Source organism: Agrococcus sp. ProA11, from assembly GCF_039880525.1.
GTDB classification, from domain to species: Bacteria; Actinomycetota; Actinomycetes; order Actinomycetales; family Microbacteriaceae; genus Agrococcus; species Agrococcus chionoecetis.
In genome coordinates this window covers 687,195-710,722 of record NZ_CP156989.1, presented here as the reverse complement: position 1 = coordinate 710,722, position 23,528 = coordinate 687,195, and the positions used below count along the sequence as shown (strand labels likewise).

The window sequence follows — 23,528 nt, the reverse complement described above, 5'->3', positions numbered from 1 at the left end:
GGAGCGGCTCAGACGATGGTGCGAGCATGAGCGAGCCCGTCGCCGTCGTCGGAGACGCGCTCGTCGATGAGGTCGACGGCGCGTCGATCGTCGGCGGCGCGGCCCTCAACGTTGCCGTGGGGCTCGCTCGTCTCGGCGTGCCGGCGCGGCTCATCGCCATGGTCGGCGACGACGAGCCGGGGCGGCTCGTGCGCGAGCACTGCGCGACGCACGGCGTGGAGCTGTTGGCGACGGATGCGCCGCACGGCACCGCGGTCGCCGCCGCCGTGCGCGACGGCGGCACGATGCGGTACGAGTTCAACGCAGCGGGCCGGCAGCGCTTCGTCGACCTCGCTGGGCTCGAGGTCGTCCTGGAGACCGCCCCGCTCGTCGTCGTCTCCTGCCTCGCGCTCGAACACCCCGAGCAGATCGCGCCGCTGCTGTCGCTCTCCCGCTCGCGGCAGCGATTGCTCATCGACCCGAACGCACGGCCGGGCTACCTGGGCGCGGAGGGTGCAGGCGCGCGCTTCGCGGCCGGCCTCGACGCGCTCGCAGCGCGCGCGCTGCTCGTCAAGCTGAGCGACGAGGATGCGGAGCTGGTCTACGGCGAGCACGCCGACGACACCGCGACGCGCTGGCTCGATGCGGGCACCGGCGCCGCCGCGATCACCCTCGGCGCCGATGGCGCCGTCATCGCGACGCGCGACGGGCGTGTGCGCGCATCGGTGCCCCAGCTCGACAAGCCGATCGTGGACACGATCGGTGCTGGCGACAGCGTGCTCGCCTCGCTCACCGCATCCGTCATCGCCGGGGATCACACGAGCGGATGGGCTGCCCCGCTCGAGCGCGCGATGACGGTCGCCGCCGCCACCACGCGAAGCGCCGGCGGACTGCTGCAGCTGCCCGGGTAGCCCGGAACTGCCGCACCCCGAGCCACCTGCGCGCGAGTGGCGCTGCGAGCGCGCCTACCATGGTGCAATGGCCCTGAAGTCGCTCGATCAGTCCTCGAAGCTCAAGCACGTGCTCTACGAGATCCGCGGCCCGGTGGCCGCCGAGGCCGCGCGACTGGAGGCCGAGGGGCACCGCATCCTGAAGCTCAACATCGGCAACCCCGCGCCGTTCGGCTTCGAGACGCCCGACACGATCGTGCAGGACATGATCGCGAACCTCACGCTCGCCGAGGGCTACTCCGACTCGAAGGGCGTCCTCTCGGCCCGCCGCGCTGTGGTGACGCGATACGAGGGCGTGGCCGATTTCCCGCCGCTGACGGTCGACGACGTCTTCCTCGGCAACGGCGTCTCCGAGCTCATCACCATGACCATGCAGGCGCTGCTCGATTCGGGCGACGAGGTGCTGATCCCCGCGCCCGACTACCCGCTCTGGACGGCCATGACGTCGCTCGGCGGCGGCACGCCCATCCACTACCTGACGGATGAGGCGAACGGCTGGGTGCCCGACCTGGCCGACGTCGAGGCGAAGATCACCCCGCGCACCAAGGCGATCGTGGTGATCAACCCCAACAACCCCACCGGTGCCGTCTACACGCGCGAGTCGCTGCAGGGCATCGTCGATCTGGCGCGCAAGCACTCGCTGCTGATCCTCGCCGATGAGATCTACGACCGGATCCTCTATGACGACGCCGAGCACATCTCCATTGCGACGCTCGCGCCGGATCTGCTGACGCTCACCTACAACGGCCTCTCGAAGACCTACCGCGCGGCCGGCTTCCGCGCCGCCTGGGTCGCGATCACAGGACCCAAGGCCCATGCCGCCGGCTTCCTGGAGGGGCTGACGCTGCTCGCCTCGACGCGGCTGTGCCCGAACGTGCCCGCGCAGTACGGCATCCAGGTGGCGCTCGGCGGCCACCAGTCGATCGAGGATCTGCTGCTGCCCGGCGGCCGGCTGCTCGAGCAGCGCGACGCCGCGGTGCAGGGGCTGCAGCGGATTCCCGGCGTGAGCGTGGTGAACCCGAAGGGCGCGCTCTACGCGTTCCCGCGCCTGGAGCCCGAGGTGCACGAGATCCACGACGACCGGCAGTTCGCGCTCGACCTGCTGCGGGAGCAGAAGATCCTCGTCACCCACGGCTCGGGCTTCAACTGGCCCGATCCCGATCACTTCCGCATCGTCACGCTGCCGTGGAAGCGCGACCTCGAGGATGCCATCGAGCGGATCGGCAACTTCCTGGCGTCGTACCGGCAGTAGCCGCGCCCCGCGCACGCAGAAGGCCCGGCGCTCAGCGCCGGGCCTTCTCTTACGTACACCCCCCGGGACTCGAACCCGGAACCAATTGATTAAGAGTCAACTGCTCTGCCAATTGAGCTAGAGGTGCATGGCTCTTCAGCCGAGGATCAAGAATAGCAGACGATCTGGGCCGTCGCGCACTGCTTGGATGGAGCGGATGACGCACCTCGAGCCCGGCATGCCCGCACCCGACTTCACGCTGCCCGATCAGGATGGCCGCCCAGCGACGCTCTCGGACCTTCGCGGCAGGAAGGTCATCGTCTACTTCTACCCGCAGGCGCTCACCTCCGCCTGCCAGCAGCAGGCGTGCGACTTCCGCGACCGACTGCCCGATCTCTCCGAGCACGGCTACGCAGTGCTCGGAGTCTCACGCGATCCCGTCGAGCGGCTTGCGAAGGCACGCGAGCAGGACGGCCTGACGTTCCCGCTGCTGAGCGACGAGGACCTCGCGGTGCATCTCGCCTGGGACACCTTCGGCGAGAAGAACAGCTATGGCCGCGTGGTCGAGGGCGTGCGGCGGTCGACGTTCGTGCTCGATGAGGACGGCGTTGTCACGCACGCGTTCTACAACACGAAGGCGAAGGGGCACCTGCAGATGCTCGAGAAGCGGCTGGGCTTCGGGGCGTAGTTCCCCCGCTGGTCGAGGAGCGGGCGGCGCAGCCGCACGCGTCACGAGACCAAGGGGCTAGTCGTCGAGGTCGGGGTTCAGCCAGAGCGTGACGCTCTTGCGGAGCACGAGCGCGAAGACCGTGACGGCGAGCGCCGCCAGGACGAGGGCGATGGGCACCGGCCCCTCTCCCCCGTTGAAGGTGCCGACGGCGACGCCCAGCTGCAGCACCTGCCACACCACGGCTCCCGCACGTGACCACTGCTTGCCGTTGAGCATCGCCCTGCCGACCTGCAGCAGGAAGAACGCGGCGCCTGCCGCGAGCGCGGCGAGGAAGATGCCGCCGGCGATGTGCTCGGGAGGATCGCCGAGCGCCGTGATCATTGTCCACCCGGCCAATACGAGCATGCCGAGCGCCTCCAGCAGCAGCAGACCTCCGGCCCAATTAGCGGTGCCTGGGCGGTTGCGCGGGGTATCGCTCACAGAAGAAAACCCTTGCCTCTCCGGGGGTGCTGTGGAAGCATAGAACCTTGGCGGCACCGGTGCTGCGCCCAAAGATTTCTGCGCCGCGAGTTTCGCGAAGCGCGACCTCCCACCTCCAATGTACAAGGAGTCATGTATGGATTGGCGTGATGACGCTGCCTGCCTCACGGTAGACCCCGAGCTGTTCTTCCCGGTCGGCAACACCGGCCCAGCGCTCGAGCAGATCGAGAAGGCCAAGGCCGTCTGCGCGACGTGCCCGGTCACCGAGATGTGCCTCCAGTACGCGCTCGAGACCAACCAGGACTCGGGTGTCTGGGGCGGCCTGTCGGAGGACGAGCGGCGAGCGCTCAAGCGCCGTGCCGCTCGCGCGCGCCGCGCCAGCTGACAGCAGACGCATCGCAGCGGGGTCGCCTTCGGGCGGCCCCGCTCTTGCGTGCGCCGGGACGAGCAGCTGGCTCAGACGATCTCGTCGTCGTCTCGGATGTAGGCCAGCGGCACCTTCACGGTGACCTCCGTGCCCTCGACCGCACGGGCACCCCAGTCGATCGTGCCCGAGAGCTCGCCCGTGACCAGCGTCTTCACGATCTGCGTGCCGAGCCCCGAGCCGACGCGGCCCTGCGGCAGCCCCGCACCGTTGTCGCACACCCGCACCGTGAGCCAGCCGTCGGCGCGCTCGGCGGTGATGCGCACGAGCCCGTCCGAGCGCCCCGCCAGGCCGTGCTCGACCGCGTTCGTGACGAGCTCGGTGAGCGCGAGCGCGAGCGGCGTCGCATACCCGCTCGGCAGCGCGCCGAAGGAGCCGACCCGCTCGGTGCGCACCTGCCCGCCCTGGGTGGAGGCGACCTCGCTCGTGAGCTTGACCGCTCGGTCGAAGACCTGGTCGAAGTCGACCGACTGGCTGAGGCCCTCCGAGAGCGTGTCGTGCACCACGGCGATCGATGAGACGCGTCGCTCGGCGTTCTGCAGGGCGGCGCGCGACTCCTCGCTGCTGCTGCGTCGAGACTGGATGCGCAGCAGCGCGGCGACGGTCTGCAGGTTGTTCTTGACGCGGTGGTGGATCTCGCGGATCGTCGCGTCCTTGGTGATGAGCGTCTGCTCCTGCGCACGCATGTCGGTCACATCGCGCACGAGCACGATCGCACCCAAGCGGGCTGCGCCGCGGCGCAGCGGCAGCGCGCGCACCGACAGGGTCGCCAGTCGAGTGTCGATATCGGTGCGCCACGGTGCGCGTCCGGTGACGACCAGCGGCAGCGCCTCATCGACCTCGTGCGACTCGTCGATGAGCTCGGTGGTGATGGCCGCGAGCGACTCGCCCTCCAGCTCTCCGCGGAAGCCCAATCGGGTGAACGCCGACAGCGCGTTCGGGCTCGCGAAGGTGACGGTGCCGGCCTGGTCGAGCGTGATCAGGCCGTCGGATGCACGGGCCGCTCCCCTGCGCGGCACTGACGGGGCCGACTGGTCGGGGAAGTCGCCGTCGGCGATCATCCGGAACAGTTCGTCGGCACACGCCCTGAACGTGCGCTCCAGCCGACCTGCGCTCCGGGTGTCGGCGTGGTTGGCGTGGCGCGTGATGACGGCGATCGGACGCGGCATGAGCACGGTCGACGGCTCCGCCTCGCGGCGCCGTACGGGGAACGCGCGCACCTTCGCGTCGGACTCCACCCCCCACTCCGGCGAGTCGGCTTCGAGCGAGATGCCCTCCTCGAACGCTCGCCCGATCTGCTCCCGCCAGTTGCTGCGGGCAGGCTGGCCGACGATGTCGCGATAGAAGAGCGTCGCGGCGCCTGCCGGGCGAGCATGCTGCACCGCGATGTAGCCGTCATCGTCGCCGGTGGGCAGCCAGAGCACGATGTCGCCGATGGCGAGGTCTGCGAGCAGCTGGAAGTCGGAGCCCAGCCGGTGCAGCCAGCGCAGGTCGAGCTCGTGCAGCAGGCCGTAGCGCTCGGCGATCGACGTCAGGCTCGTCACCGGTTCAGCGTAGCGCGGGGCCAATCATGCTCAGCCCGCTGACCTGCGCACCGTCACGATGGCCGCAGCGGTCATTGCCCCTCCGCGCGGAACCAATCGAGCGCGAGCCGCACGACGGCATCGGGAGCATCATCGGGGATGAAATGCGCGGCGTCGTCGACGAAGGCGAGCTCGAAACGGTCGGCGTGCTGGTCGTGCGCGCGACAGATGTGGCGCGCGATCGGCTCGGCGAACGGGCCGTCGTGCCGCCCGAAGACGACGAGCGTTGGCGGGCGGAGGCGCATTCGCCTGTAGACCCCGCGCATGAGGCGCAGCGACATCGGCACGACCATGCCGCGATACAGGTGAGCCACCGCCATCTCGACTTCGAGCCGGGCGTGCACGCGCAGGTATGCGTCGAGCGTCGCCTCGGTCATCGGTCTCGCGGCGTAGCGGGGGCCGAAGATGGAGCGCAGCGAACGACCGGGACGATGCATGATCAGCGCCGGCATGTGACTGAACGCCGGCATGACTCTCGGGGTGAACGCCATGAAGCCCGGAGGCACGGCGAGCTGCACCATCGATCGCACCCGCTCGGGAGCGCGGTACGAGAGCTGCATGCCAGAGATCGCGCCCAGGTCGTGCGTGAGGAAGTGCGCGCGCTCGACGCCGAGCGCGTCGAGCACGGCCATGAGGTCGTCGAGGTGCGTCTCGGGGCCGAAGCGCGGGTCGTCGGCCTCGGTCCATCCGGAACCGCGGAGGTCGGGGCAGATGACCCGGTAGCCCTGATCGGCGATCGCGGGAGCGATCGCGCGCCACTCCCACCAGTGCTGGGGGAAGCCGTGCAGCAGCACGACCGGCTCCCCCACCCCCATGGACGCGACATGCGTGCGCAGACCGCGAGTCCTGACCATGGTGTGCGTGAACCCGGATGCCGCGGGCAACGGCGGCGTCCATGCGCGTCGGGCGGATCCTTGCGACGGTGTCGGTGCGTCCATGACGAGGCCTCCTGCTCAATCGGTCCTGAACGGCTCTACGCGAACGGTACTACGTTCATAGTGATCTGTCACTACGGATGTAGTGTCCTACGCTCGGAGCATGAGCAGCACTCGCAAGCAGGCCCTCGAGGCAGCGCTCGGCCTGGTCGGGTCGGAGGGCGTGCGCGCGCTCACGCACGGACGAGTGGATGCGGCGGCGGCGCTACCGCCCGGCTCGACGTCGAATCACTTCCGCACGCGTGCGGCCCTGGTCGCCGGTGTCATCGAGTGGATCGCAGCGGCGGAGCTCACCGATGCCGGAGTCCCAGAGATCACCGACGAGCAGGGGCTGGTCTCCGCGCTCACGCACATGATCGAGCTGCAGTCCGGCCCCCATGCGACTCGCACGCGAGCGCGCTATGCGCTGTTCATCGAAGCGGACGCGGATGCGAACGCTCCGCTGCTCGCGCAGCGCGCTCGCTTCGAAGCGTGGATCCGCGGCATCCTCGGCATGATCGGGGGGCGCGACGCCGCGAGAGGGACCACGTTCCTCATGGCGAGCGCCGAAGGGCTTCTGCTGCACCGGCTCACCGTTGACACGGAGGCACCGGTGGAAGCGAACGTGCGGCGCGCCGTGCGCGCCGTGCTGCAGACCGCCTGACGGCCCCAGCAGTCAGCGCGCTGCTGGCCGCCATCGGCCGCGCGGCAATCGTGCGGCGCGCAGCGAGGCGCGGCTCACCGGCGCAGTCGGCGCGGTGACCGCGTCGGCGTCGATGAGCGATAGTGCGAACTCCTGCACCCGGCGGCGCAGGCGCGACCTCCCTGCCACGTCGACGAGCGGTCTGCCCTCCAGCAGCGCCGCGTCCGCCGCGCGCCCATCGAACGGCCAGCACGCCTGCGGCGCCACCCCGGCGAGTCTGCACAGCGTCTCCTGCACCGCCGCCTCCGGCGCCATGCCGATCGCCGACGCGCGCACCTTGTTCACCACGACGCGCACGCGCGCCTGGGGAACGAGCTCCTGCAGCTCTGGCAGCGCACGCACGAGCCGCGCCACGCCGACCGTGTCGCCCCCGGCGATCGCGACGACATCGTCGGCGTGCTCGAGCGCGGCGAGGGTCGCTGCATGCCGCCGAGGCGCGAACAGGTCGCTGGAGATGGCTTCGTCGCGCTCGAGGCTGGCGGCCACGTCGACGACGGTCGTGCCCGCCCAATCCCGGCACCGCTCGAGCACCTCGGCCACCCGGTCGCCGCCCAGCTCCGGCCAGCGGCTCGAACGACCGATGCCCGTCAGCACGCGGATGATGCCGCCCATGGTCGGCACCGGCCGCGCGATGCGATCGAGCTCGTCGACGGTGAGACTGCCGGCGCGCGCCAGTCGCGCGGCGGCGGCGAAGCCCGGGGACTCGTCGAGCAGGCCGAGCGCGGGCGCTACCGCGGCGCTCGTGGTGTCTGCGTCGACCAGCGCGACCCGCCCGCCGAGCAGCGCGATCTCCGCCGCGAGCGCGATGGACGCCGTGGTGCGGCCCGGCGAGCCCGCCGGACCCCAGACCGCCACCACCCGCCCGCGGTCCGGCGGCGCAGCGCTCGCAGCATGCGCATCGAGGCCCGCCTGCGCCTCGATGCCGCTGAACCCGTCGGTCCACGCGACGGCGTGCACGCCGAGCGCATGCGCCCGCGAGCGCTCGGCAGCATCGTCTGCCAGCACCAGCAGGCGCAGGCCGCGCTCGTCGCATGCGGCGACGAGATCGCGGTTCGCATGGCGGTCGTCGGCCGCCACCAGCACCAGATCGATGCGCGGCTCCGCGTCGGCGGCACGCGCGCGCAGCCGCTCGATGAGGTCGGCCGCGGACGCCGCGCGGATGGCCACGCGGTGGCCGTGCCGAGCCGCTTCGCGGACGATCGCGTCCTCGCGCTCCAAGGGCGCCGAGACGGCGATGCCGATCACGGCAGTGACCCGACAGGCTGCGCGAGCGGCACGACCGAGAGCATGTGCTGGTTGGACATCGCTTCCAGCAGCATCGCCGTCTCGTCGCTCGGCACCAGCAGCTCGAGCTGCTGCGCGGAGGAGGCGAGAATGCCGTCGTCCTCAAGCACGCCCACGACGATGGCGCCATCGATCAGCACGGCCGGCACGCCGTAGCCGTCATCGGTCGGCGCGGCCGTCCAGACGTCGACGAGCGACCCCGAGCGCACCGCGCTGGGCAGTGCGCCGCGGACATCGATCACGAGCGCCGAGCGGTCGAGGCTCGCTGCCGCGCCGAGCGCGCGCAACGGCAGCACTTCGCCCTCCCCCACCGTCGATGCGACGAGCATGCCCGTCGGCTCCGCGGCCCCGTCCAGGTACCGATCCCGCGACTGCAGCATGCGCACCTCCACCTGCTGCACGTCGGCGGCGGCGAGCGTCTCGCCTGGCAGCAGCGTGCGGGTCGCGACCCAGGCGAGCTCGGTGCGCGCCGACTGCTGCACCACGAACCACACGCCCGCGAGCGAGGCGACCACCAGGGCGATGCCGATCACGAGCCTCGGATCCATCCAGGTGCGGCGTGCGGCCATCGCATCCTCCTCGTCGACGCGCCCAACCTGACACGGTCGCGCGACACGACGAGAAAGTTCTCCACAGCCTTCGCTCACGCCACAGCCGCCTGGCCCACAATGGGGCCATGCCGATGGAACCCCGACGCTTCCTCGCGATCGCCGACGTCGCCGATGTGCTCAGCACGACCCCCTCCGCGGTCGCCGAGCTGCTCGAAACGGGCGACCTGCGCGGCGTGCGCGTGCGCGGCGCATGGCGCGTCGCCGACGACGAGGTGCAGGCCTGGGTCGACCGCCAGCTCGAGCTCGAGCGCCGACGCGCGCTCTGGCGGCAGGCTCAGGCGGCGAGCGTCACCGACCTCTTCGGCGACCGCTGACGTCGACGCGCTAGGGCAGCCGCACCCAGTCGAAGGCCGAGAACGGCAGCATGCGCCAGGAGCGCACCGCCGACGCGCGCGGGTGATCACCCGGCTCGTGCACGGCGAGGTCGAGGTGATCGCGGCCGACCCGATCGATCGTGCCCGCCACCGGCGTTGGCCCCTCGAGGATGACGGTCGCCCGACGTCGCGCCAGGTCGCGCAGCGCGAAGGCGAAGCTCAAGCGCGCCTGCAGGTCTCCGCCGGCCGCGGCCGGGCGCACGGAAGCGGCGGCACCGTCGCCATCGAGCTCGACGCCGACGATCGCGTGCAGCGGCACGAGCGCACCCGTCTCAGCGGGGGCGCCCTCGAGCACGATGCCGTTCAGCCAATCGCGCCCGAGCGCCATGCGTCGCAGCCGCAGCCGGGCACCGGCCCGCAGCGTCAGGTCGAGCAGCCGGGGCGCAGCCGCGATGCGATCGCGCAGGTCGAGCCTGCCGATGCGGAAGCGCTCCTCCTCGGCCCGGAGGTCGCGCTGCTCGGCGCCGAGCTCAGCCTCGAGCTGGCTCTCCAGATCGTCGAACAGGTCCTCGAAGCGCACGCGGCCGAATCTACGGGCGCGAGCGACCGCCGGGCCGGAGTTCTCCACAGGGCAGCGGTGCCCTTGACGCGGACCCCCGCGAGAGGACTACGTTCGTGCCCCACGGCGGTGCCATCGCGGACTCCGGACCGCAGCTGCGGAGGCGAGGGGGCGACGTGCGTGCGACGAGACAGCGGATGACGGCGGTGGATGCGGCCGAGTTCTTCGACTTCCAGCCCTGCTCGTCGCGAGGCCTGCCCGATCCCGCGCCCCTGATCGAGAACCTGGCCACCGGCGTGATCGAGATCCTGCTCGGTGTCCGCGAGGTGCAGCAGATCGCCCGCTGGGTCACGGAGCCGGTCTACGAGCTGCTGCTCGGGCGCTCGCTCAGCGCGCGGCGGCAGCGAGCGATGCGAGCGGAGCGCGACGTCCCGGGCTTCGTCGTCGGCTCGGTGCGCACCTGCCATCCGTCCGACGGTGTCGTCGAGGGCGCCGTCGTGGTGCGCTCGGGCGGTCGCACGAGGGCCGTCGCGGTGCGACTCGAGGGCCTCGACGGCGGCTGGCGCGCGACGGCGATCCGTGTGCTCTAGGGCTCGGCGCGCGGCGGCGCGTGACCGTCGACATCGCCCGTCTCGGCGTGCTGGTTCGCCGCGTCCGCCTCGGCCTGCGCCGCCTCGCGCGTCTCGGCGACCGTCCGCTCGAGCCGCTCCTGACTCTCGGCGACCTCCGCCAGCAGGCGCTCGCGGGCGTCCGCGCGATCGTTGATGCGACGCACGCGCCGATTGAAGTCCCACATCAGCAGCATCACGACCGCGGCGACCAGCGCGATGGCTGCGAACCCGATGACGCCGGGCGTCACCTGGTTCGGGTCATAGGGCAGCTCCTCGACGAACAGCGGATGCATCAGTCCTCCTCGACGCCCGCGAACAGGTCGTCCTCATCGCCGTCGCTCTGCACGCGCGATCGCACCAGCTCATAGTCGTCGGTCGGCCACGCCTGCCGCAGCAGCTCATTGGGCCAGAAGAAGAAGCGCGACTCCGGGTCCACCTGGCTCGCGTGGGCTCGCAGCGCCAGGTCGCGGGCCTCGAAGTGGTCGGCGACGTGGATGCGGGTCGTCATCGTCTCGCCACGGTCACCCATGCGCTCGGCCCACTCGCGCATGAACGGCAAGCGCTCATCCTCGGGCGAGACGCCCTCGAGCGCGGCCAGCAGCGCGCGCAGGCGCACGCCGCTCATCGTGCGGTCGAAGTAGACCTTCTGCACCTCCCACGGCTCCCCGAGCTCTGGCAGTCCGGCGCCGGCGTGCTCAACAGCCCACATCGTGACCTCGTGGCAGCGGATGTGATCCGGATGCGGGTAGCCGCCGGTCTCGTCGTAGGTGACGACCACCTGCGGCCGCAGACGACGGATGAGCCGCACGAGCGGGCGGCCGGAGATCTCCAGCGGGATGGTTGCGAAGGAGAGCGCGCGCAGCGGCTCGCCCTCGTCGGGCAGGCCGGAGTCGAGGTAGCCCAGCCACGTGTGATCGATGCCGAGCGCCTGCTGCGCCGCCGCCATCTCGAGCCTGCGCAGGCCCGTCATGTCCCTGGCAGCGCGATGCCCGAGCTCGAAGCGCTCGTTGAGCACACTGCCGCTCTCACCGCCCGTGCAGGACACGACCGTCACCTGGGCACCCTCGGCCGCATAGCGCGCGAGCGTCGCCGCACCCTTGCTCGACTCGTCGTCCGGGTGCGCGTGCACCGCGAGCAACCGACGCATGGCTTCTCCCTCCCCAGCACAATGCCGCCCGATGGCGCAACGATAGGCTGGAACCGATCCATCCTCCCACGGACAAGGGCTCATGACCGATCTCGAAGCGCGCTACGGCCGCACGCGATCGCGCACCCGGCGCGAGAAGGCGCTCGGGATCGGCGTCGGCGTCGCGATCCTGCTGACGGCGACCCTGTGGGTGTGGTGGGTCGGCACCGATCCGGCCTCCACGCAGCTGCAGTCGCGCACGATCGGCCACACGATCGTGGACGACGCGAGCGTCGAGGTGGTCTTCGAGGTGTCGGTCGAGGCTGGCACGCCCGTGGAGTGCGCGGTGCAGGCGCTGAACCCCGCGTACGGCGTCGTGGGCTGGCTGCAGCTCGATCTGCCGGCCGCCGAGGCGTTCACGAGCACGCATGTCGTGCAGGTGCGCACGAGCGAGCTCGCGACCACGGGATTGGTCTCGGAGTGCTGGGTGCCATAGCATGCTGGTTGGACCGGCCCACTCGGGGCCGGTTCTGTGCATATCGGGAGACGACATGAACGGCACCACGGAGACCTGGCTGACCCAGGAGGCGTACGACCGCCTGCAGGGCGAGCTGGAGCACCTGCAGGGGCCCGTCCGCGCGGAGATCGCCAAGCGCATCGAAGAAGCGCGTGACGAGGGTGACCTCAAGGAGAACGGTGGCTACCACGCCGCCAAGGACGACCAGGCCCAGATCGAGGCCCGCATCGCGCAGATCACGCAGCTGCTGCGCAACGCCACCGTCGGCGAGGCGCCGGAGGCCACGGGCACCGTCGAGCCCGGCACCGTCGTCACCGCCACGATCGCGGGCGACAAGACGACCTTCCTGGTCGGCAACCGCGAGATCGCCGAGGCCGGCGACGAGCTCGATGTCTACAGCGAGGCGAGCCCGCTCGGCAGCGCCATCATGGGCCTGAAGATCGGCGCGAAGACGTCTTACGAGGCGCCGTCCGGCGCGACGATCGACGTCGAGATCACGGACGTGCAGACGTACCGGGGCTGAGCTCCGACGAGAAGAAGGGCCCCGCGGATCGCCGCGGGGCCCTGCTTCGCTCTGCGCTAGACGATCACCGGCTCGTAGCCGGCACGCCGCAGCGCCTCGAGCACCCGCTCGGCGTGCTCCGGGCCGCGGGTCGTGACCGAGATGTCGATGGAGACGTCGCTGATCGACGTCCAGGCGTCGTGCTGCGAGTGCAGCACCTCCACGACGTTCGCCTGCTCGTCCGAGACGATCTGGGCGATGATGGCGAGCTGGCCGGGGCGGTCGGGCAGCGCGATACGCACCTTTAGGAAGCGCTGCGAGGCGGCCAGGCCGCGGCCGATCACCCGCTCCATGAACAGCGGGTCGATGTTGCCACCCGAGAGCACCGCCACCACCGGGCCGTCGGATGCGACCAGACCGGTCATGATCGCGGCAGTCGCGACGGCCCCGGCGGGCTCGACCACCAGCTTCGCCCGCTCGAGCAGCATGATCATCGCTCGCGCGATGTCGTCATCGGAGACCGTGACGACCTCGTCGACGGCGTCACGGATGATCGAGAACGGCAGGGTGCCGGGACGGGCGACCGCGATGCCGTCGGCGATGGTCGGCTGCGTGACGATGGTCGTCGGCGCATCCGCCTCCAGTGACGCGACGTAGGACGCGGCACGCTCCGCCTGCACCCCGATGATGCGCACGGTGCGACCGTCGCGCGCGGCCCGCTGGCGCATGGCCGAGGCGACCCCCGCCGCGAGCCCGCCGCCACCGATCGGCACGACGACCGTCGCGACATCCGGCACCTGGTCGAAGATCTCCAGACCGAGCGTGCCCTGCCCCTCGATCACGTCGGCGTGGTCGTAGGGCGGCACGAAGGTGGCACCCGTGCGCTCGACGTGCTCGATGGCCGCGGCGAGCGCCGTCTGGAACTCGAGCCCTCGCAGCTCGACCGCTGCGCCGTAGTCACGCGTCGCCTGCAGCTTGGGCAGCGCGACGCCCACGGGCATGAAGATGGTCGCCTGCATGCCGAGCTCGCTCGCCGCGAAGGCGACGCCCTGCGCGTGGTTGCCCGCCGATGCCGCGACCACGCCGCGAGCGCGCTGCTCGTCGGTGAGCTTCGCGAGCATGTTGTAGGCGCCGCGGATCTTGTAGGCACCGGTGCGCTGCAGGTTCTCGCACTTGAGGTGCACCTCGGCGCCGAGCATGCCGCTCAGGTAGCGCGAGAGCTCCATCGGCGTCTCCTGCGCGATGCCGATCAGCCGCTCGCGCGCGCCCTCGAAGTCGGCGAGCGAGGGGCCGGGCAGGGTCGGATCGCTCATGACACCACATCCTGGATCGTCGGGTTCGGGTTCGTGCGCCACGAGCCCGTGGCGATGGTCTTCACGAAGTTGTTGAGGAAGGCGACCGTCGGCACGGCGAACAGCGCACCGGGGATGCCCGCGACCGTCGAGCCGGCGGCGACCGCGAGCACCACCGCCAGCGGGTGCACCTTCACCGCTGTGCCCATGATGAGCGGCTGCAGCACGTGGCTCTCGATCTGCTGCACCAGGAGCACGATGCCGAGCATGATGACCCCCGGCCAGACGCCGAAGGAGATGAGCGCGACCAGCACGGCGATCGCCCCGGTCACGACCGCACCGATGATCGGGATGAACGATCCCAGGAACACCAGGATCGCGATCGGGATCACGAGCGGCATCCCGCCCGGGAAGAAGAGACCGAGGATGTAGGCGCCCAAGCCGATGCCGACCGCGTCGATGAACGCGACCAGCACCTGCACGCGCACGAAGTTGCCGAGCGTCACCCAGCCGGTCTTCGCTGCACCGTCGGTGGCGGCGCGCGCCCGCTCGGGCAGCAGCCCCACGAGCCAGCGCCAGATGCCGCGCCCGTCGCCGAGCGTGAAGATGAGGGCGAAGACCGTCAGCAGCAGCCCGGCGGCGAAGTGCCCGAGCGAGGAGCCGACGGTGAGGGCGCTCGAGAGGATCGACGAGAGGTCGTCACGCAGCGTGCCGAGGATGTTGGTGCCGAAGTCGCGCACGTCCTGCTCGGAGATGTCGAACGGGAGCGAGAGCACCCACGCCTGCGTCTCGCCCCAGAAGCTGACGGCGCGCTCCTGCAGCTGGGGGTACTCGACGCGGATCTGCGCGACGGCGAGCCAACCGAGCCCGCCGACGACCAGGACGAGCGCCACGAGCGCGAGCGCCACGGCGAGGCCATGCGGCCAGCGGTGCCGCGCGAGCGCATCCACTGCCGGGCTCAGCAGCGCCGTGAGCAGGGCGGCGACGAGCAGCGGGATGACGATGATGCTGAACTGCATGATCAGCCAGACCACGATGGCCGCCGCGACCGCGATGGCGACGAAGCGCCACGCCCACGCGCCGGCGATCCGCACTCCCCGCGGCACGTCGTCGTGCGCCGCGCCGATGGCGGGTCGCTCCTGCGGACGTCTGGCGAACAGCATTGCTTGATCCTACGTCCAACGGCCCTTCGCTCCCGCCATGTGCAGGTGGCCATTGCTAGCCTCACGACTCGTGACGACTCGCAGGATCTCGGCCGCGCAGGCCCGCCGCATCGCCATCGCCGCAGGTGGCCTCGACGGTGCGCTGCCCGGTGAGCGCGGCCGTGCCGGTCGTCGCACGATCGAGCGCACGATCGCATCGCTGGGCCTCCTGCAGCTCGACTCCGTCAAAGTGTTCGAGCGCAGCCACTACCTGCCGCTGCTCGCCCGGCTCGGCCCGTACGACCGACGTGCGCTCGATCGGCTGCTGCACCACGACCACGGGCGCGGGCTGGGCGGCTACACCGAGTTCGTGGCGCACGAGGCCGCTGTCATCCCGGTCGCCGACTGGCCGCTCTGGCGCTGGAAGCGCGAGCAGCCGATGCGACCCGGCGACGAGCGTTGGGCGGCGGCGAAGGCGAGCCTCATCGATGACGTGCTGGCGGAGTTCACCGAGCGCGGTCCGATGCGCCCGAGCGAGATGGAGCACCCCGCGCACGAGCGGCTGCCGGGCGGCTGGTGGAACAAGTCCGACGCCTACTGGGCGACCACGGTGCTCTTCCGGCGTGGCGACCTCGTCACCGTCGGGCGGTCACGCTTCGAGCGTCGCTACGCGGCGGCGGACGCGGTGCTGCCGCGCGAGGCGCAGTCCGTGATCGCACGCGCGGATGCGCAGCGTGAGCTCGTGCGCCGTGCCTCCCGCGCGTTCGGCGTGGCGACGCTCGACGACCTCGCCGACTACTACCGGCTGAAGGTCGCCGATGCGCGCGCCGCCGTCGCGGATCTCGTCGACGCGGGCGAGCTCGAGCCCGTCGCAGTCGATGGCTGGGCGCGGCCCGCGTTCCTCCGCGTCGGCACCAGGATGCCGCGCCGCGTGCGCTCCACGGCGCTGCTGTCGCCGTTCGATCCGCTGGTGTGGTTCCGCCCGAGAGCCGAGCGGATGTTCGGCTTCGCGTACCGCATCTCGATCTACACCCCGGCAGCGCAGCGCGAGCACGGCTACTACGTGCTGCCGGTGCTCATCGACGACGAGCTGGTCGGGCGCGTCGACCTCAAGAGCGATCGTCGGGCGGGTGTGCTGCGCGTGCAGCACGCCACGATCGAGCCGGGGCACACGGATCGCGCCGAAGCGCTCGCCGGGCGGCTCGCTCCCGCGCTCGCCGAGGCCGCGGCGTGGCAGGGGCTCGACCGGGTGGAGGTCGCCGGGCGGGGGACGTGGGCCAAGGAGGTCGCCGAGGCGGTGGGGCGCTTCTAGGCCGTGTCGAAGAAGTCTTGCCAGGAGGAGTCCAAGCGCTTCGCGCATCTGTGACTGCACATCGGACGGGCTCATCCGCGAGCGTCGAGATGATGGCTGGTCTGCCATCATTGCTTCGTGCTCAACGCCTTGCCGACAGGTCGCACCGATCGGGCACCCGTTGCGCTTGTGACAGGCGCGGGCCGCGGAATCAGGGAGGCGATCGCGCGGGCGCTCGCCGATATGGGCTGTGTCGTCGTGGTCACAGACGCGGTCGAACGTCGTGCGCGGTCCGTGGCTTCCTCCCTCGATGCGGATGCCGCAGGTCTCGATGTCACCGACGAAGGACAGTGGAAGGCAGTCGTCGCTGCGACCGCGCGGCGCCACGGCAGTTTGGACATCCTGGTGAACAACGCAGGCCTCGGGTTCTCGGCACCTTTGGGCCGCACCTCGCGAGCACAGTGGGAGACAGTGCTGGAAACGAACCTCACTGGTCCGTTTCTCGGAAGTCGGACCGTCGCCCCCGTGATGAAGCGCGGCGGCGGTGGGGCAATCGTCAACGTATCGTCGATTGATGCCGTCCGCGGGAGAGAAGGCCTGCACGCCTACGCGGCATCGAAGGCGGGGCTGCGCGGTCTGGGCCAGTCGATGGCGGTCGAACTGGCCGCCGACGGGGTCCGCGTCAACACGGTTCTGCCGGGGCTTGTGCCGACCTCGATGACCTCGCGTGTCGATCCGAGCTCCTTCGATATTCCGCTCGGTCGTGCGGCACGTCCGGACGAGATCGCGAAGGTGGTCGCGTTCCTCGCGTCTCCGAGCGCGAGCTATGTCACTGGCGCGGAAGTTGTCGTCGACGGGGCTCTGACTGCGCGAATCCCCCGACGCGGCGTCTGACACCGATGGACGCGCGCCTGCGGCGCGCTCCTCAGCCGTGATGGCGGAGGACGGAACGCGCTGCGCGCGTTGACACGGCAGGGCTAGGCTTCGCGACGCGCGCGCCTGCGGCGTGCGCTCCTCAGCCCTGATGGCTCCGGGCTCAACGCGCTTCGCGCATTGAGCCCTGCGCCATCAGAACTGGATGCGGGGGGGCTCTGCGACCGCGTTCGAGTGGTCGACCTCGAAGAACTCGCGCGGCGCGGCGACCGAGGCCGCGAACATCGACGACGGGAAACGACGAGCCTTCGCGTTCAGCTCGCGAGCCGCCGTGTTGTAGTCGCGCCTGCGCGCCTGCGTCTCGTCGTCGAGCGCGGTGAGCGACGCGCGCGCCTCCGCCGTGGCCGAGCCGAGCGGCTGCGATCCCGCCGCCTGCATGAAGGGACGCAGCACCCGCTGCACCTCGGCCTCCGCCGCCGCCTTCGCGGAGGGTCGATCGGCAGTCTCGATCGCCACGAACGCATCCGCGACCCGCTTCCGATCCTGTTCCGGCGCTCCGGCCAGCAGCGGCTCGGTGACGGAACTCCGCTGCTCGAGCACCGCGGCGAGGGCCGCCCACCGCTCATCCACCGCGGTGCCGAGTCGACGGATCGATCCGCGCGCAGCGACGATCCACACGAGCGCGAGGAGCGCGATGACGAGCACCGCACCGATGACGATCCAGAGGGCGAGGAGGGATTCCATGGCGTCCACTCTAGGACGATCGCGCGGCGCGCTCTCAGTCGCCGAGCACCCTCCGCGTCCAGTCGCTCGCGAAGATGCGATCGGGGTCCAGCTCGTCGCGCACGGCGAGGAACTCCGCGAAGCCCGGCACGCGTTCGGCCAGCTGCGCGGCACGCAGCGAATGGTGCTTGCCCCAGTGCGGCCGGCCGTCGTGCGCGAGCAGGATCGGCTCGACGAGCTCGAACAGCGGCCGCGGATCCTCCCGCCACCAGCGATGCGCGGCGATGTATGCGGTGTCGCGACCGTTCGCGGTCGACAGCAGCGCATCGTCAGCGGCGATCGCGCGCATCTCGAACGGGAAGGTCGGCACGAGGTTCGCGTGTCGGAGCGCGCGATCGATCTCGCGCAGCGCATCGGGCAGCGCCGCGACAGGGATGCCGTACTCGAGCTCCCGGAAGCGCACGGAGCGGTCGGCGACGAAGACCTGGTGGCTGGGCTCGACGAAGCGACCGCGGGCCATGATCCGCGCGGAGAGCTCGTTGATCGCCAGCGAGGTGGCCGGAGCCAGCGCGCCGAGCGTCAGGAGTGCGCGGTGGCCGATGTCGGTGAGCAGCCGCTCGTCCACGAATCGGCCGATGGCGGAGCGCGGCGCGAGCGGCCCGTCGACGCGGCGGTTCGACTTCGTCACGGCGAGCGAGGTGCCCGCGAACCAGAAGAACTCGAAGTGATCGGAGCGCTGCAGCAGCCCCATCCAGTCGTCGAGCACGCCGTCGAGGCTCACGGGGGCCTCGATCGCCTCGAGCGCGAAGGCGGGCACGCACTGCAGCGTCACGTCGACGAGCACGCCGAGCACGCCGAGGCCGAGACGCACGGCGGGCAGCAGCTCTGGCCGCTCGGTCTCGCTCACGCGCAGCACGCCGCCGTCGGCGGTCACGAGCGTCGCGGCGACGACGGATGCGCCGATCGAGCGGTGGCGGAGGCCGGTGCCGTGGGTGCCGGTCGAGATCGCGCCCGCGATCGTCTGCCGGTCGATGTCGCCGAGGTTGTCGAGCGCGAGCCCGTGCTCGGCCAGCAGCGCGCAGAGGTCACGGATCGTCGTGCCGGCGAGCACCGTGACCCGGCCGCGCGGTCGATCGAGCTCGACCAGCCCGGAGAGCGCGTCGACCGTGAGGTGGGCGTCGTCCGGTCGTGCCGCGGCCGAGAAGGAGTGGCCGCTGCCGAGCGGCCTCACGGTGCCACGGCACTCGCGCACCCGGGCGATCGCGCGGCGCACGCCGTCCACCGTCGTCGGTGCGTGGATCCAGGTGGGCTCGGCGCGGTGCGAGCGCGCCCAGTTCGTCCATGTCACAGCAATTGCCTCCCCTCGCCACGATAGGTGGGAACGCTGCCGACCACCGCATCGCCGCGCACGAGCTGCAGCTCGCGCACGCGTTCGTTCGGCTCGCCGGACTTCGCGCTCCGCATCCAGACGCGGTCGCCCAGGCGCAGCCGATCCGCTGCCGAGCCCAGCACCGGCGTGTGCACCTCCCCCGCGCCCTCGGCGGGGTCGAGCCTGAGGTCGGGCGGCCACGCGATCACGGGGCTGCGGTCGCGGCCGTGCGGTCCGGAGGCGATCCAGCCGCCGCCGAGCAGGGTCGCGACGCCCGCGGCGGGCTTCCGTACGACCGGCAGCGCGAAGGCGAGCGCCGGCGCGGGCGAGAAGCGCCGATACCCGTCGAAGAGGTGCGCACCGAACAGCCCGCTGCCTGCGGCGATCTCCGTGACCGCGGGATCGCTCCCGGTGCTCTCGATGGATCCGGTGCCGCCGCCGTTGACGAACTCGAGCGGAGCCTCCGCGCGCACAGCGGCGACCGCGGCGCTGCGGCGTTCGAGCAGGTCGCTGACCGACAGCCGCTGCATTGCGCGCACCGCGAGCGCCGGCATCGCGCCGCGCCGGTGGCCGTTCTGCACGCCGGCGACTTGCGCTTCATAGGACATCATGCCGACCAGTCGGAAGCCAGCGCGGCCGACGACCAGGCGTGCCATGGCCCGGACCTGCTCGGGGGTCCGCAGCGGCGATCGCCGCACCCCTGCCCGCAGCGGCCCGAAGCGCAGCCCGGAGTCGAGCTCGATCGCGATCCGGATCTCTGGATGGCCCGGTGCCGCGGCGTCGATGCAGTCGAGGTGCTCGACGCTGTCGATCATGAGCGTGACGCGCTCGAGCGCGCGCTCATCGGCGGCAAGCGCGCGGATGCCGCCGCGATCGACCGTCGGATACCCCAGCAGCACGTCGTCCACCGTGGCCGACAGCCAGATGGCCTCCGAGAGGGTCGCGGCGAGCACGCCTCGCCAGCCGGGAAGGCGCAGCACCGCCTCCGTCACGGCTCGGCTCCGCACCGACTTGCTCGCAAGCCGCAGCGGCACGCCGTTCGCTCGCCGCACCATGTCGCGAGCATTGTGCGCGAGCGCCTCGTGCGAGACCGCCACCAGCGGCCCGTCGAGGTGTGCGACCGCGGCATCCAGCCGCTCCCAGTGGCCCTCGGCGACCCACGGGCGCGCATCGATGAGCTCGAGCGTCATCAGTCGGCACCGTCGTCCGCGCCAGGCTGTGCCGCGAGGCTCACCGTCGCACCGTGCCCGATCGCCGCCGCCAGCATGGGCGCGGCATCGTCGATGTAGCGCCGCGCGGCATCCGCATCCCCGGTGCGCAGCAGGTGATAGGTCACGCCGTCGCTGACGTGCAGCACGAGCGTCGCGAGCTCTTCGAGCGGCCGAGCCGACTCGACGCCGGTGCGCTCGCAGACCATCGCAAGCAGCCCCGACACCGCCTCCACGTAGCGGCGCTGCACCGTGCCCGGCAGGTGCTCCAGCTCGGGCGAGCGCCGGCAGTAGGCCATGATCTCCATGATCGCGAGCTCGTACTCGGGTCGGGCGACGAGCTGCTCGATCCATTCCTCCATCAGCGCCCGGATGACCTCGACCAGCGTCGCGTTCGCGGGCAGGCGCGGCTCCTGTGCATCCGGGTCCGGCAGCACCACGTAGGCGTAGGCCTCGCCGATCATCTCGTCGCGGGAGTGGAAGACGTAGTGGAAGGTCGCGAGCGGCACGCCGGCCTCGGCGACGATCGCGCGGACCGTCGCTCCGTGGATGCCCTCGCGCGCGATCACCCTGAGCCCCGCCTCGATGAGATCCCTGCGCCGCTCCGCTGCCGCTTTCCTCGCCACGCGAACTCCCGATGGTCCCTGCACGGTTCCTGGACGATTGTCCAAGACCAACCATACGACAGCGCCGCGCCCTGCGGTGCAGGGCGCGGCGCTGGTGGAGCAAGGCTCAGGCTTCTATGCGTCGACCTTCGGCTTCGGGCGCGATGCGAAGGTCTCGAACGCGGCACGCGGCTGCTCGCGCTCGGACAGCTCAGCGATGTCGCGGCCCAGCCAGAACTGGTTCCACCAGTCACCGAACACGCGCCACTTGCGCTCCCACATCGGCATCGCGAGGCCGTGGTAGCCGCGGTGCGCGAGCCAGGCGAGCGGTCCCTTGATGGCCAGCTTGCCCTTCTGGAACACGCCGTTCCAGAGGCCGAGCCCGGCAACGGCACCCGCGTTGGCGTGGATGTACTCGCGCGGCGCCTCGCCACGCAGCACGGCGACGATGTTCTTCGCGAGCAGCTTGGCCTGGCGCACGGCGTGCTGCGCGTTCGGCACGCAGAAGCCGCCCGGCCCCGGGGTGCTGGAGAGGTCGGGCACTGCCGAGACGTCGCCTGCGGTCCAGGCGTCCGGCACCACGTCGCCGTCCCGCGCGACCTGCAGGGTCGCGAGCGCGGTGATGCGACCGCGCTCGTCGAGCGGCAGGTCGGTGGCACGTACGACCGGGTTGGCCATGACACCGGCGGTCCAGATGATCAGGTTCGAAGCGAAGCGGTCGCCGGTGGAGAGCTCGCACACGCCGTCGACGGCGCTCTGCAGCTGCGTCTCGAGGTGCACGTGGACGCCGCGCTTACGCAGGTCCTCGACCACCCAGAGCGCGGTCTCCTCGCTCACCTCCGGCATGACCCGGCCCATAGCCTCGACGAGGTGGAACTGCACCTCGTCGAAGCTGATCTCGCGGAAGCGCGAGAGGAGGTCCGTGGCGAAGTCGCGCAGCTCGGCGATCGTCTCGATGCCGGCGTAGCCGCCACCGATGACCGCGACGGTGAGCAGCCGATCGCGCTCGGGGCCCGCGGGCAGCGCCGCTGCCTTCGCGAAGTTGGAGATGAGACGGTCGCGGACGGCCGCGGCCTCCTCGATCGTCTTCATGCCGATCGCCTCGTCGGCGACGCCCGGGATCGGGAACGTGCGCGACACCGACCCGGCGGTCATCACGATGACGTCGTAGTCGAGCGTGCGCTCGTCACCGAACTCCGGCTTGATCGTGGCGACCTTGTTCGCGTGGTCGACGTTCGTGACCTTCGCCTGCACGATCTTGCTGCGCTGCAGGTGGCTGCGCAGCGGCACCACGATGTGACGCGGCTCGATCGAGCCGGCGGCCACCTCCGGCAGGAACGGGAGGTAGGTCATGTAGGGCAGCGGGTCGACGACGGTGATCTCCGCCTCAGCGCTGCCGAGCTGACGCTCGAGCCCGCGAGCGGTGTAGAGGCCGGCGTAACCGCCGCCAACGATCAGGATCTTGTTCACAGACGCACTTCTTCCCCGGTATCAGATGTGGATTGCATCCGATTCTACCGTCCTCAGGATGCGCGCGGGACGTCCGCGGTGCCGCGGGCGTCGGGTGCGCACACGCACACCGCCGGCGACCAACCGCTCAGCTCGAGCGTGCGGTCCCCGATCGGATTGACGCCCGGCCCCGCCACGAGCGAGTGCGCCAGCACCGCGTGCAGGCACTTCACACGCGTCGGCATGCCGCCCGCGCTGATGCCCGCGATCTCCTCCACGTGCCCGTGCGCCTCGCGGTCGGCGAGATACGCGGCATGCGCCGCGGCGTACGCCTCGGCGATCGCCGGATCCGTCAGCTGCTCCTGCAGCTCGGCCATGGTGCCGTCGGCCTCCAGCCGGGATGCGGCCGCGGTGGCACCCGGATGGGTGAGGTAGTAGAAGGTCGGGAAGGGTGTGCCGTCGGGCAGCCGGGGGCTCGTCACGACCACGGTGGGCGCGCCGCACGCGCAGCGGGCGCCGACACCGAGCACCCCGCGCATCGTGCGGCCGAGCTGCGCCGCCATGATCTCGAGGTCGCGGTCGGTCGCGGGGTCGATCGAGCGGTCGGTCATTGCGGCTCCGGGACGGGGCCGACCGAGGTCGGCGCCTGGTCGGTCAGGCCAGCGAGCAGGAACGACGACGCGACCGCTGCCGGCCAGTCGCTGCTGGGGGTCTCGAGGGTGGCGGAGGGCACCTCGCCGGAGGCGGTCTCGAGCGCCGAGCGGTCATCGAGCAGGACGAAGCTCGTCTCGCCCGGGTAGACGAAGAAGAGCCGGTCACGCGCCTGCGCCTCGATGTAGGCGGGGTCGTCCCAGCGGGCCACGTCAGCCTCGAGGGTGTCGACGTGCTGCTGCTGCTCCGCCACCTGCGCCTCGAGCGCGGCGATGTCGCGACGCTGCTCCAGCAGCAGCCCGACCGTCGGCGCCAGCACGACGAATCCCGCCACGACGAGCCCGACCGCGATCAGCAGCAGCCACGACACGCGCAGCTGCCCGAGGGCGACGTCAGACGAGGAGGGCACCCGCCGATGCTACCGGCGGGTGCCCTCCTGCGACGGTCGAACCGCCTATCGCTCGCTG

At 71.2% G+C, this 23,528-nt stretch carries 28 protein-coding genes and 1 tRNA gene; 11 read left to right on the top strand and 18 right to left on the bottom strand.

Features of this window, described 5'->3' with window-relative positions; translation table 11 throughout:
• Positions 1 to 26 precede the first annotated feature (26 nt).
• Both ABG090_RS03385 and ABG090_RS03380 read left to right on the top strand, forming a co-directional pair.
• Complete coding sequence (locus ABG090_RS03385; protein ID WP_347756406.1) at positions 27 to 890, top strand: PfkB family carbohydrate kinase; 864 nt, start codon at positions 27 to 29, stop codon at positions 888 to 890.
• 67 nt (positions 891 to 957) lie between these two features.
• Positions 958 to 2,181 carry a pyridoxal phosphate-dependent aminotransferase gene (locus tag ABG090_RS03380; protein WP_347756404.1) on the top strand — a complete coding sequence of 408 codons (1,224 nt, stop codon included), beginning with the start codon at positions 958 to 960 and terminating at the stop codon, positions 2,179 to 2,181.
• 54 nt (positions 2,182 to 2,235) lie between these two features.
• Here ABG090_RS03380 and ABG090_RS03375 read toward each other — a convergent pair.
• A tRNA-Lys gene (locus tag ABG090_RS03375) sits at positions 2,236 to 2,308 on the bottom strand.
• Between the two features lie 69 nt (positions 2,309 to 2,377).
• Here ABG090_RS03375 and bcp point away from each other — a divergent pair.
• Positions 2,378 to 2,848, top strand: coding sequence for a thioredoxin-dependent thiol peroxidase (bcp, locus tag ABG090_RS03370; protein WP_347756402.1), 471 nt, complete (start codon positions 2,378 to 2,380; stop codon positions 2,846 to 2,848).
• 57 nt (positions 2,849 to 2,905) lie between these two features.
• On the opposite strand, the gene ABG090_RS03365 is transcribed toward bcp, so the two are convergent.
• The gene (locus ABG090_RS03365; RefSeq protein ID WP_347756400.1) at positions 2,906 to 3,310 is read right to left on the bottom strand and encodes a hypothetical protein; all 405 of its coding nucleotides are present in this window, start codon (positions 3,308 to 3,310) and stop codon (positions 2,906 to 2,908) included.
• A 136-nt stretch (positions 3,311 to 3,446) separates the two neighbouring features.
• Between ABG090_RS03365 and ABG090_RS03360 the strand changes: the two genes are divergently transcribed.
• On the top strand, positions 3,447 to 3,695 hold the full coding sequence (locus ABG090_RS03360) for a WhiB family transcriptional regulator (protein WP_347756398.1): 249 nt from the start codon (positions 3,447 to 3,449) through the stop codon (positions 3,693 to 3,695).
• 71 nt (positions 3,696 to 3,766) lie between these two features.
• On the opposite strand, the gene ABG090_RS03355 is transcribed toward ABG090_RS03360, so the two are convergent.
• Both ABG090_RS03355 and ABG090_RS03350 read right to left on the bottom strand, forming a co-directional pair.
• On the bottom strand, positions 3,767 to 5,278 hold the full coding sequence (locus ABG090_RS03355) for a histidine kinase N-terminal domain-containing protein (RefSeq protein WP_347756396.1): 1,512 nt from the start codon (positions 5,276 to 5,278) through the stop codon (positions 3,767 to 3,769).
• A gap of 71 nt (positions 5,279 to 5,349) precedes the next feature.
• Positions 5,350 to 6,255: an alpha/beta hydrolase gene (locus ABG090_RS03350; protein ID WP_347756394.1), complete on the bottom strand. Its 906-nt coding sequence runs from the start codon at positions 6,253 to 6,255 to the stop codon at positions 5,350 to 5,352.
• A 100-nt stretch (positions 6,256 to 6,355) separates the two neighbouring features.
• Here ABG090_RS03350 and ABG090_RS03345 point away from each other — a divergent pair, with 100 nt between their 5' ends.
• Complete coding sequence (locus tag ABG090_RS03345; protein ID WP_347756392.1) at positions 6,356 to 6,895, top strand: TetR family transcriptional regulator; 540 nt, start codon at positions 6,356 to 6,358, stop codon at positions 6,893 to 6,895.
• Between the two features lie 12 nt (positions 6,896 to 6,907).
• Here ABG090_RS03345 and ABG090_RS03340 read toward each other — a convergent pair whose 3' ends face one another.
• Positions 6,908 to 8,179, bottom strand: coding sequence for a regulator (locus ABG090_RS03340; RefSeq protein ID WP_347756390.1), 1,272 nt, complete (start codon positions 8,177 to 8,179; stop codon positions 6,908 to 6,910).
• Positions 8,176 to 8,787 carry a hypothetical protein gene (locus tag ABG090_RS03335; RefSeq protein ID WP_347756389.1) on the bottom strand — a complete coding sequence of 204 codons (612 nt, stop codon included), beginning with the start codon at positions 8,785 to 8,787 and terminating at the stop codon, positions 8,176 to 8,178. The genes ABG090_RS03340 and ABG090_RS03335 overlap by 4 nt, the downstream gene beginning before the upstream one ends.
• 107 nt (positions 8,788 to 8,894) lie before the next feature.
• Between ABG090_RS03335 and ABG090_RS03330 the strand changes: the two genes are divergently transcribed.
• A complete protein-coding gene (locus ABG090_RS03330; protein WP_347756387.1) occupies positions 8,895 to 9,143 on the top strand; it encodes a helix-turn-helix domain-containing protein in 249 nt (82 codons plus the stop codon).
• A gap of 10 nt (positions 9,144 to 9,153) precedes the next feature.
• On the opposite strand, the gene ABG090_RS03325 is transcribed toward ABG090_RS03330, so the two are convergent.
• The gene (locus tag ABG090_RS03325) at positions 9,154 to 9,723 is read right to left on the bottom strand and encodes a hypothetical protein (protein ID WP_347756385.1); all 570 of its coding nucleotides are present in this window, start codon (positions 9,721 to 9,723) and stop codon (positions 9,154 to 9,156) included.
• Between the two features lie 155 nt (positions 9,724 to 9,878).
• On the opposite strand from ABG090_RS03325, the gene ABG090_RS03320 reads away from it, so the two are divergent.
• Complete coding sequence (locus ABG090_RS03320; RefSeq protein ID WP_347756384.1) at positions 9,879 to 10,292, top strand: Rv3235 family protein; 414 nt, start codon at positions 9,879 to 9,881, stop codon at positions 10,290 to 10,292.
• Here ABG090_RS03320 and ABG090_RS03315 read toward each other — a convergent pair.
• Positions 10,289 to 10,606, bottom strand: a complete 318-nt coding sequence (locus tag ABG090_RS03315; RefSeq protein ID WP_347756382.1) for a hypothetical protein — start codon at positions 10,604 to 10,606, stop codon at positions 10,289 to 10,291. The two genes, ABG090_RS03320 and ABG090_RS03315, sit on opposite strands and share 4 nt — an antisense overlap.
• Positions 10,606 to 11,460 (bottom strand): mycothiol conjugate amidase Mca, encoded by an 855-nt coding sequence (gene mca, locus ABG090_RS03310; protein WP_347756380.1) that lies wholly within the window; start codon positions 11,458 to 11,460, stop codon positions 10,606 to 10,608. The genes ABG090_RS03315 and mca overlap by 1 nt, the downstream gene beginning before the upstream one ends.
• 82 nt (positions 11,461 to 11,542) lie before the next feature.
• Between mca and ABG090_RS03305 the strand changes: the two genes are divergently transcribed.
• Both ABG090_RS03305 and greA read left to right on the top strand, forming a co-directional pair.
• Positions 11,543 to 11,935 carry a DUF4307 domain-containing protein gene (locus tag ABG090_RS03305; RefSeq protein ID WP_347756378.1) on the top strand — a complete coding sequence of 131 codons (393 nt, stop codon included), beginning with the start codon at positions 11,543 to 11,545 and terminating at the stop codon, positions 11,933 to 11,935.
• A gap of 55 nt (positions 11,936 to 11,990) precedes the next feature.
• The gene (greA, locus tag ABG090_RS03300; RefSeq protein WP_347756376.1) at positions 11,991 to 12,479 is read left to right on the top strand and encodes a transcription elongation factor GreA; all 489 of its coding nucleotides are present in this window, start codon (positions 11,991 to 11,993) and stop codon (positions 12,477 to 12,479) included.
• A 56-nt stretch (positions 12,480 to 12,535) separates the two neighbouring features.
• Here greA and ilvA read toward each other — a convergent pair whose 3' ends face one another.
• Both ilvA and ABG090_RS03290 read right to left on the bottom strand, forming a co-directional pair.
• Complete coding sequence (gene ilvA, locus ABG090_RS03295; RefSeq protein WP_347756375.1) at positions 12,536 to 13,771, bottom strand: threonine ammonia-lyase; 1,236 nt, start codon at positions 13,769 to 13,771, stop codon at positions 12,536 to 12,538.
• A complete protein-coding gene (locus ABG090_RS03290; RefSeq protein ID WP_347756373.1) occupies positions 13,768 to 14,913 on the bottom strand; it encodes an AI-2E family transporter in 1,146 nt (381 codons plus the stop codon). Before ABG090_RS03290 ends, ilvA begins: the two co-directional genes overlap by 4 nt.
• Positions 14,914 to 14,983: 70 nt before the next feature.
• Between ABG090_RS03290 and ABG090_RS03285 the strand changes: the two genes are divergently transcribed.
• Both ABG090_RS03285 and ABG090_RS03280 read left to right on the top strand, forming a co-directional pair.
• The gene (locus ABG090_RS03285) at positions 14,984 to 16,204 is read left to right on the top strand and encodes a crosslink repair DNA glycosylase YcaQ family protein (protein ID WP_347756371.1); all 1,221 of its coding nucleotides are present in this window, start codon (positions 14,984 to 14,986) and stop codon (positions 16,202 to 16,204) included.
• A 117-nt stretch (positions 16,205 to 16,321) separates the two neighbouring features.
• Positions 16,322 to 17,077 (top strand): SDR family NAD(P)-dependent oxidoreductase, encoded by a 756-nt coding sequence (locus ABG090_RS03280; RefSeq protein WP_347756369.1) that lies wholly within the window; start codon positions 16,322 to 16,324, stop codon positions 17,075 to 17,077.
• 174 nt (positions 17,078 to 17,251) lie between these two features.
• On the opposite strand, the gene ABG090_RS03275 is transcribed toward ABG090_RS03280, so the two are convergent.
• From ABG090_RS03275 to ABG090_RS03245, 7 genes are all read right to left on the bottom strand, one after another.
• On the bottom strand, positions 17,252 to 17,800 hold the full coding sequence (locus ABG090_RS03275; RefSeq protein WP_347756367.1) for a LemA family protein: 549 nt from the start codon (positions 17,798 to 17,800) through the stop codon (positions 17,252 to 17,254).
• Between the two features lie 34 nt (positions 17,801 to 17,834).
• Positions 17,835 to 19,127: a D-arabinono-1,4-lactone oxidase gene (locus ABG090_RS03270; RefSeq protein WP_347756365.1), complete on the bottom strand. Its 1,293-nt coding sequence runs from the start codon at positions 19,125 to 19,127 to the stop codon at positions 17,835 to 17,837.
• The gene (locus ABG090_RS03265) at positions 19,124 to 20,338 is read right to left on the bottom strand and encodes an alanine racemase (RefSeq protein ID WP_347756363.1); all 1,215 of its coding nucleotides are present in this window, start codon (positions 20,336 to 20,338) and stop codon (positions 19,124 to 19,126) included. The genes ABG090_RS03270 and ABG090_RS03265 overlap by 4 nt, the downstream gene beginning before the upstream one ends.
• Complete coding sequence (locus ABG090_RS03260) at positions 20,338 to 20,982, bottom strand: TetR family transcriptional regulator (RefSeq protein ID WP_347756361.1); 645 nt, start codon at positions 20,980 to 20,982, stop codon at positions 20,338 to 20,340. Before ABG090_RS03260 ends, ABG090_RS03265 begins: the two co-directional genes overlap by 1 nt.
• A 114-nt stretch (positions 20,983 to 21,096) precedes the next feature.
• Positions 21,097 to 22,431: an NAD(P)/FAD-dependent oxidoreductase gene (locus ABG090_RS03255; protein WP_347756359.1), complete on the bottom strand. Its 1,335-nt coding sequence runs from the start codon at positions 22,429 to 22,431 to the stop codon at positions 21,097 to 21,099.
• 53 nt (positions 22,432 to 22,484) lie between these two features.
• Positions 22,485 to 23,021, bottom strand: a complete 537-nt coding sequence (locus tag ABG090_RS03250; protein WP_347756357.1) for a DUF501 domain-containing protein — start codon at positions 23,019 to 23,021, stop codon at positions 22,485 to 22,487.
• A complete protein-coding gene (locus ABG090_RS03245) occupies positions 23,018 to 23,470 on the bottom strand; it encodes a septum formation initiator family protein (protein ID WP_347756355.1) in 453 nt (150 codons plus the stop codon). Before ABG090_RS03245 ends, ABG090_RS03250 begins: the two co-directional genes overlap by 4 nt.
• Positions 23,471 to 23,528: the final 58 nt, after the last annotated feature.

Excerpts from the sequence above, each read along its gene's own strand:
- ABG090_RS03335 (WP_347756389.1), bottom strand. The coding sequence starts at position 8,787 with ATGGCCGCACGCCGCACCTGGATGGATCCGAGGCTCGTGATCGGCATC.
- mca (WP_347756380.1), bottom strand. The coding sequence starts at position 11,460 with ATGCGTCGGTTGCTCGCGGTGCACGCGCACCCGGACGACGAGTCGAGC.
- ilvA (WP_347756375.1), bottom strand. The coding sequence starts at position 13,771 with ATGAGCGATCCGACCCTGCCCGGCCCCTCGCTCGCCGACTTCGAGGGC.
- ABG090_RS03250 (WP_347756357.1), bottom strand. The coding sequence starts at position 23,021 with ATGACCGACCGCTCGATCGACCCCGCGACCGACCGCGACCTCGAGATC.
- ABG090_RS03265 (WP_347756363.1), bottom strand. The coding sequence starts at position 20,338 with ATGACGCTCGAGCTCATCGATGCGCGCCCGTGGGTCGCCGAGGGCCAC.
- ABG090_RS03290 (WP_347756373.1), bottom strand. The coding sequence starts at position 14,913 with ATGCTGTTCGCCAGACGTCCGCAGGAGCGACCCGCCATCGGCGCGGCG.
- ABG090_RS03385 (WP_347756406.1), top strand. The coding sequence starts at position 27 with ATGAGCGAGCCCGTCGCCGTCGTCGGAGACGCGCTCGTCGATGAGGTC.
- ABG090_RS03315 (WP_347756382.1), bottom strand. The coding sequence starts at position 10,606 with ATGCATCCGCTGTTCGTCGAGGAGCTGCCCTATGACCCGAACCAGGTG.
- ABG090_RS03275 (WP_347756367.1), bottom strand. The coding sequence starts at position 17,800 with ATGGAATCCCTCCTCGCCCTCTGGATCGTCATCGGTGCGGTGCTCGTC.
- ABG090_RS03330 (WP_347756387.1), top strand. The coding sequence starts at position 8,895 with ATGCCGATGGAACCCCGACGCTTCCTCGCGATCGCCGACGTCGCCGAT.
- greA (WP_347756376.1), top strand. The coding sequence starts at position 11,991 with ATGAACGGCACCACGGAGACCTGGCTGACCCAGGAGGCGTACGACCGC.
- ABG090_RS03360 (WP_347756398.1), top strand. The coding sequence starts at position 3,447 with ATGGATTGGCGTGATGACGCTGCCTGCCTCACGGTAGACCCCGAGCTG.
- ABG090_RS03305 (WP_347756378.1), top strand. The coding sequence starts at position 11,543 with ATGACCGATCTCGAAGCGCGCTACGGCCGCACGCGATCGCGCACCCGG.
- ABG090_RS03350 (WP_347756394.1), bottom strand. The coding sequence starts at position 6,255 with ATGGACGCACCGACACCGTCGCAAGGATCCGCCCGACGCGCATGGACG.
- ABG090_RS03345 (WP_347756392.1), top strand. The coding sequence starts at position 6,356 with ATGAGCAGCACTCGCAAGCAGGCCCTCGAGGCAGCGCTCGGCCTGGTC.
- bcp (WP_347756402.1), top strand. The coding sequence starts at position 2,378 with ATGACGCACCTCGAGCCCGGCATGCCCGCACCCGACTTCACGCTGCCC.
- ABG090_RS03380 (WP_347756404.1), top strand. The coding sequence starts at position 958 with ATGGCCCTGAAGTCGCTCGATCAGTCCTCGAAGCTCAAGCACGTGCTC.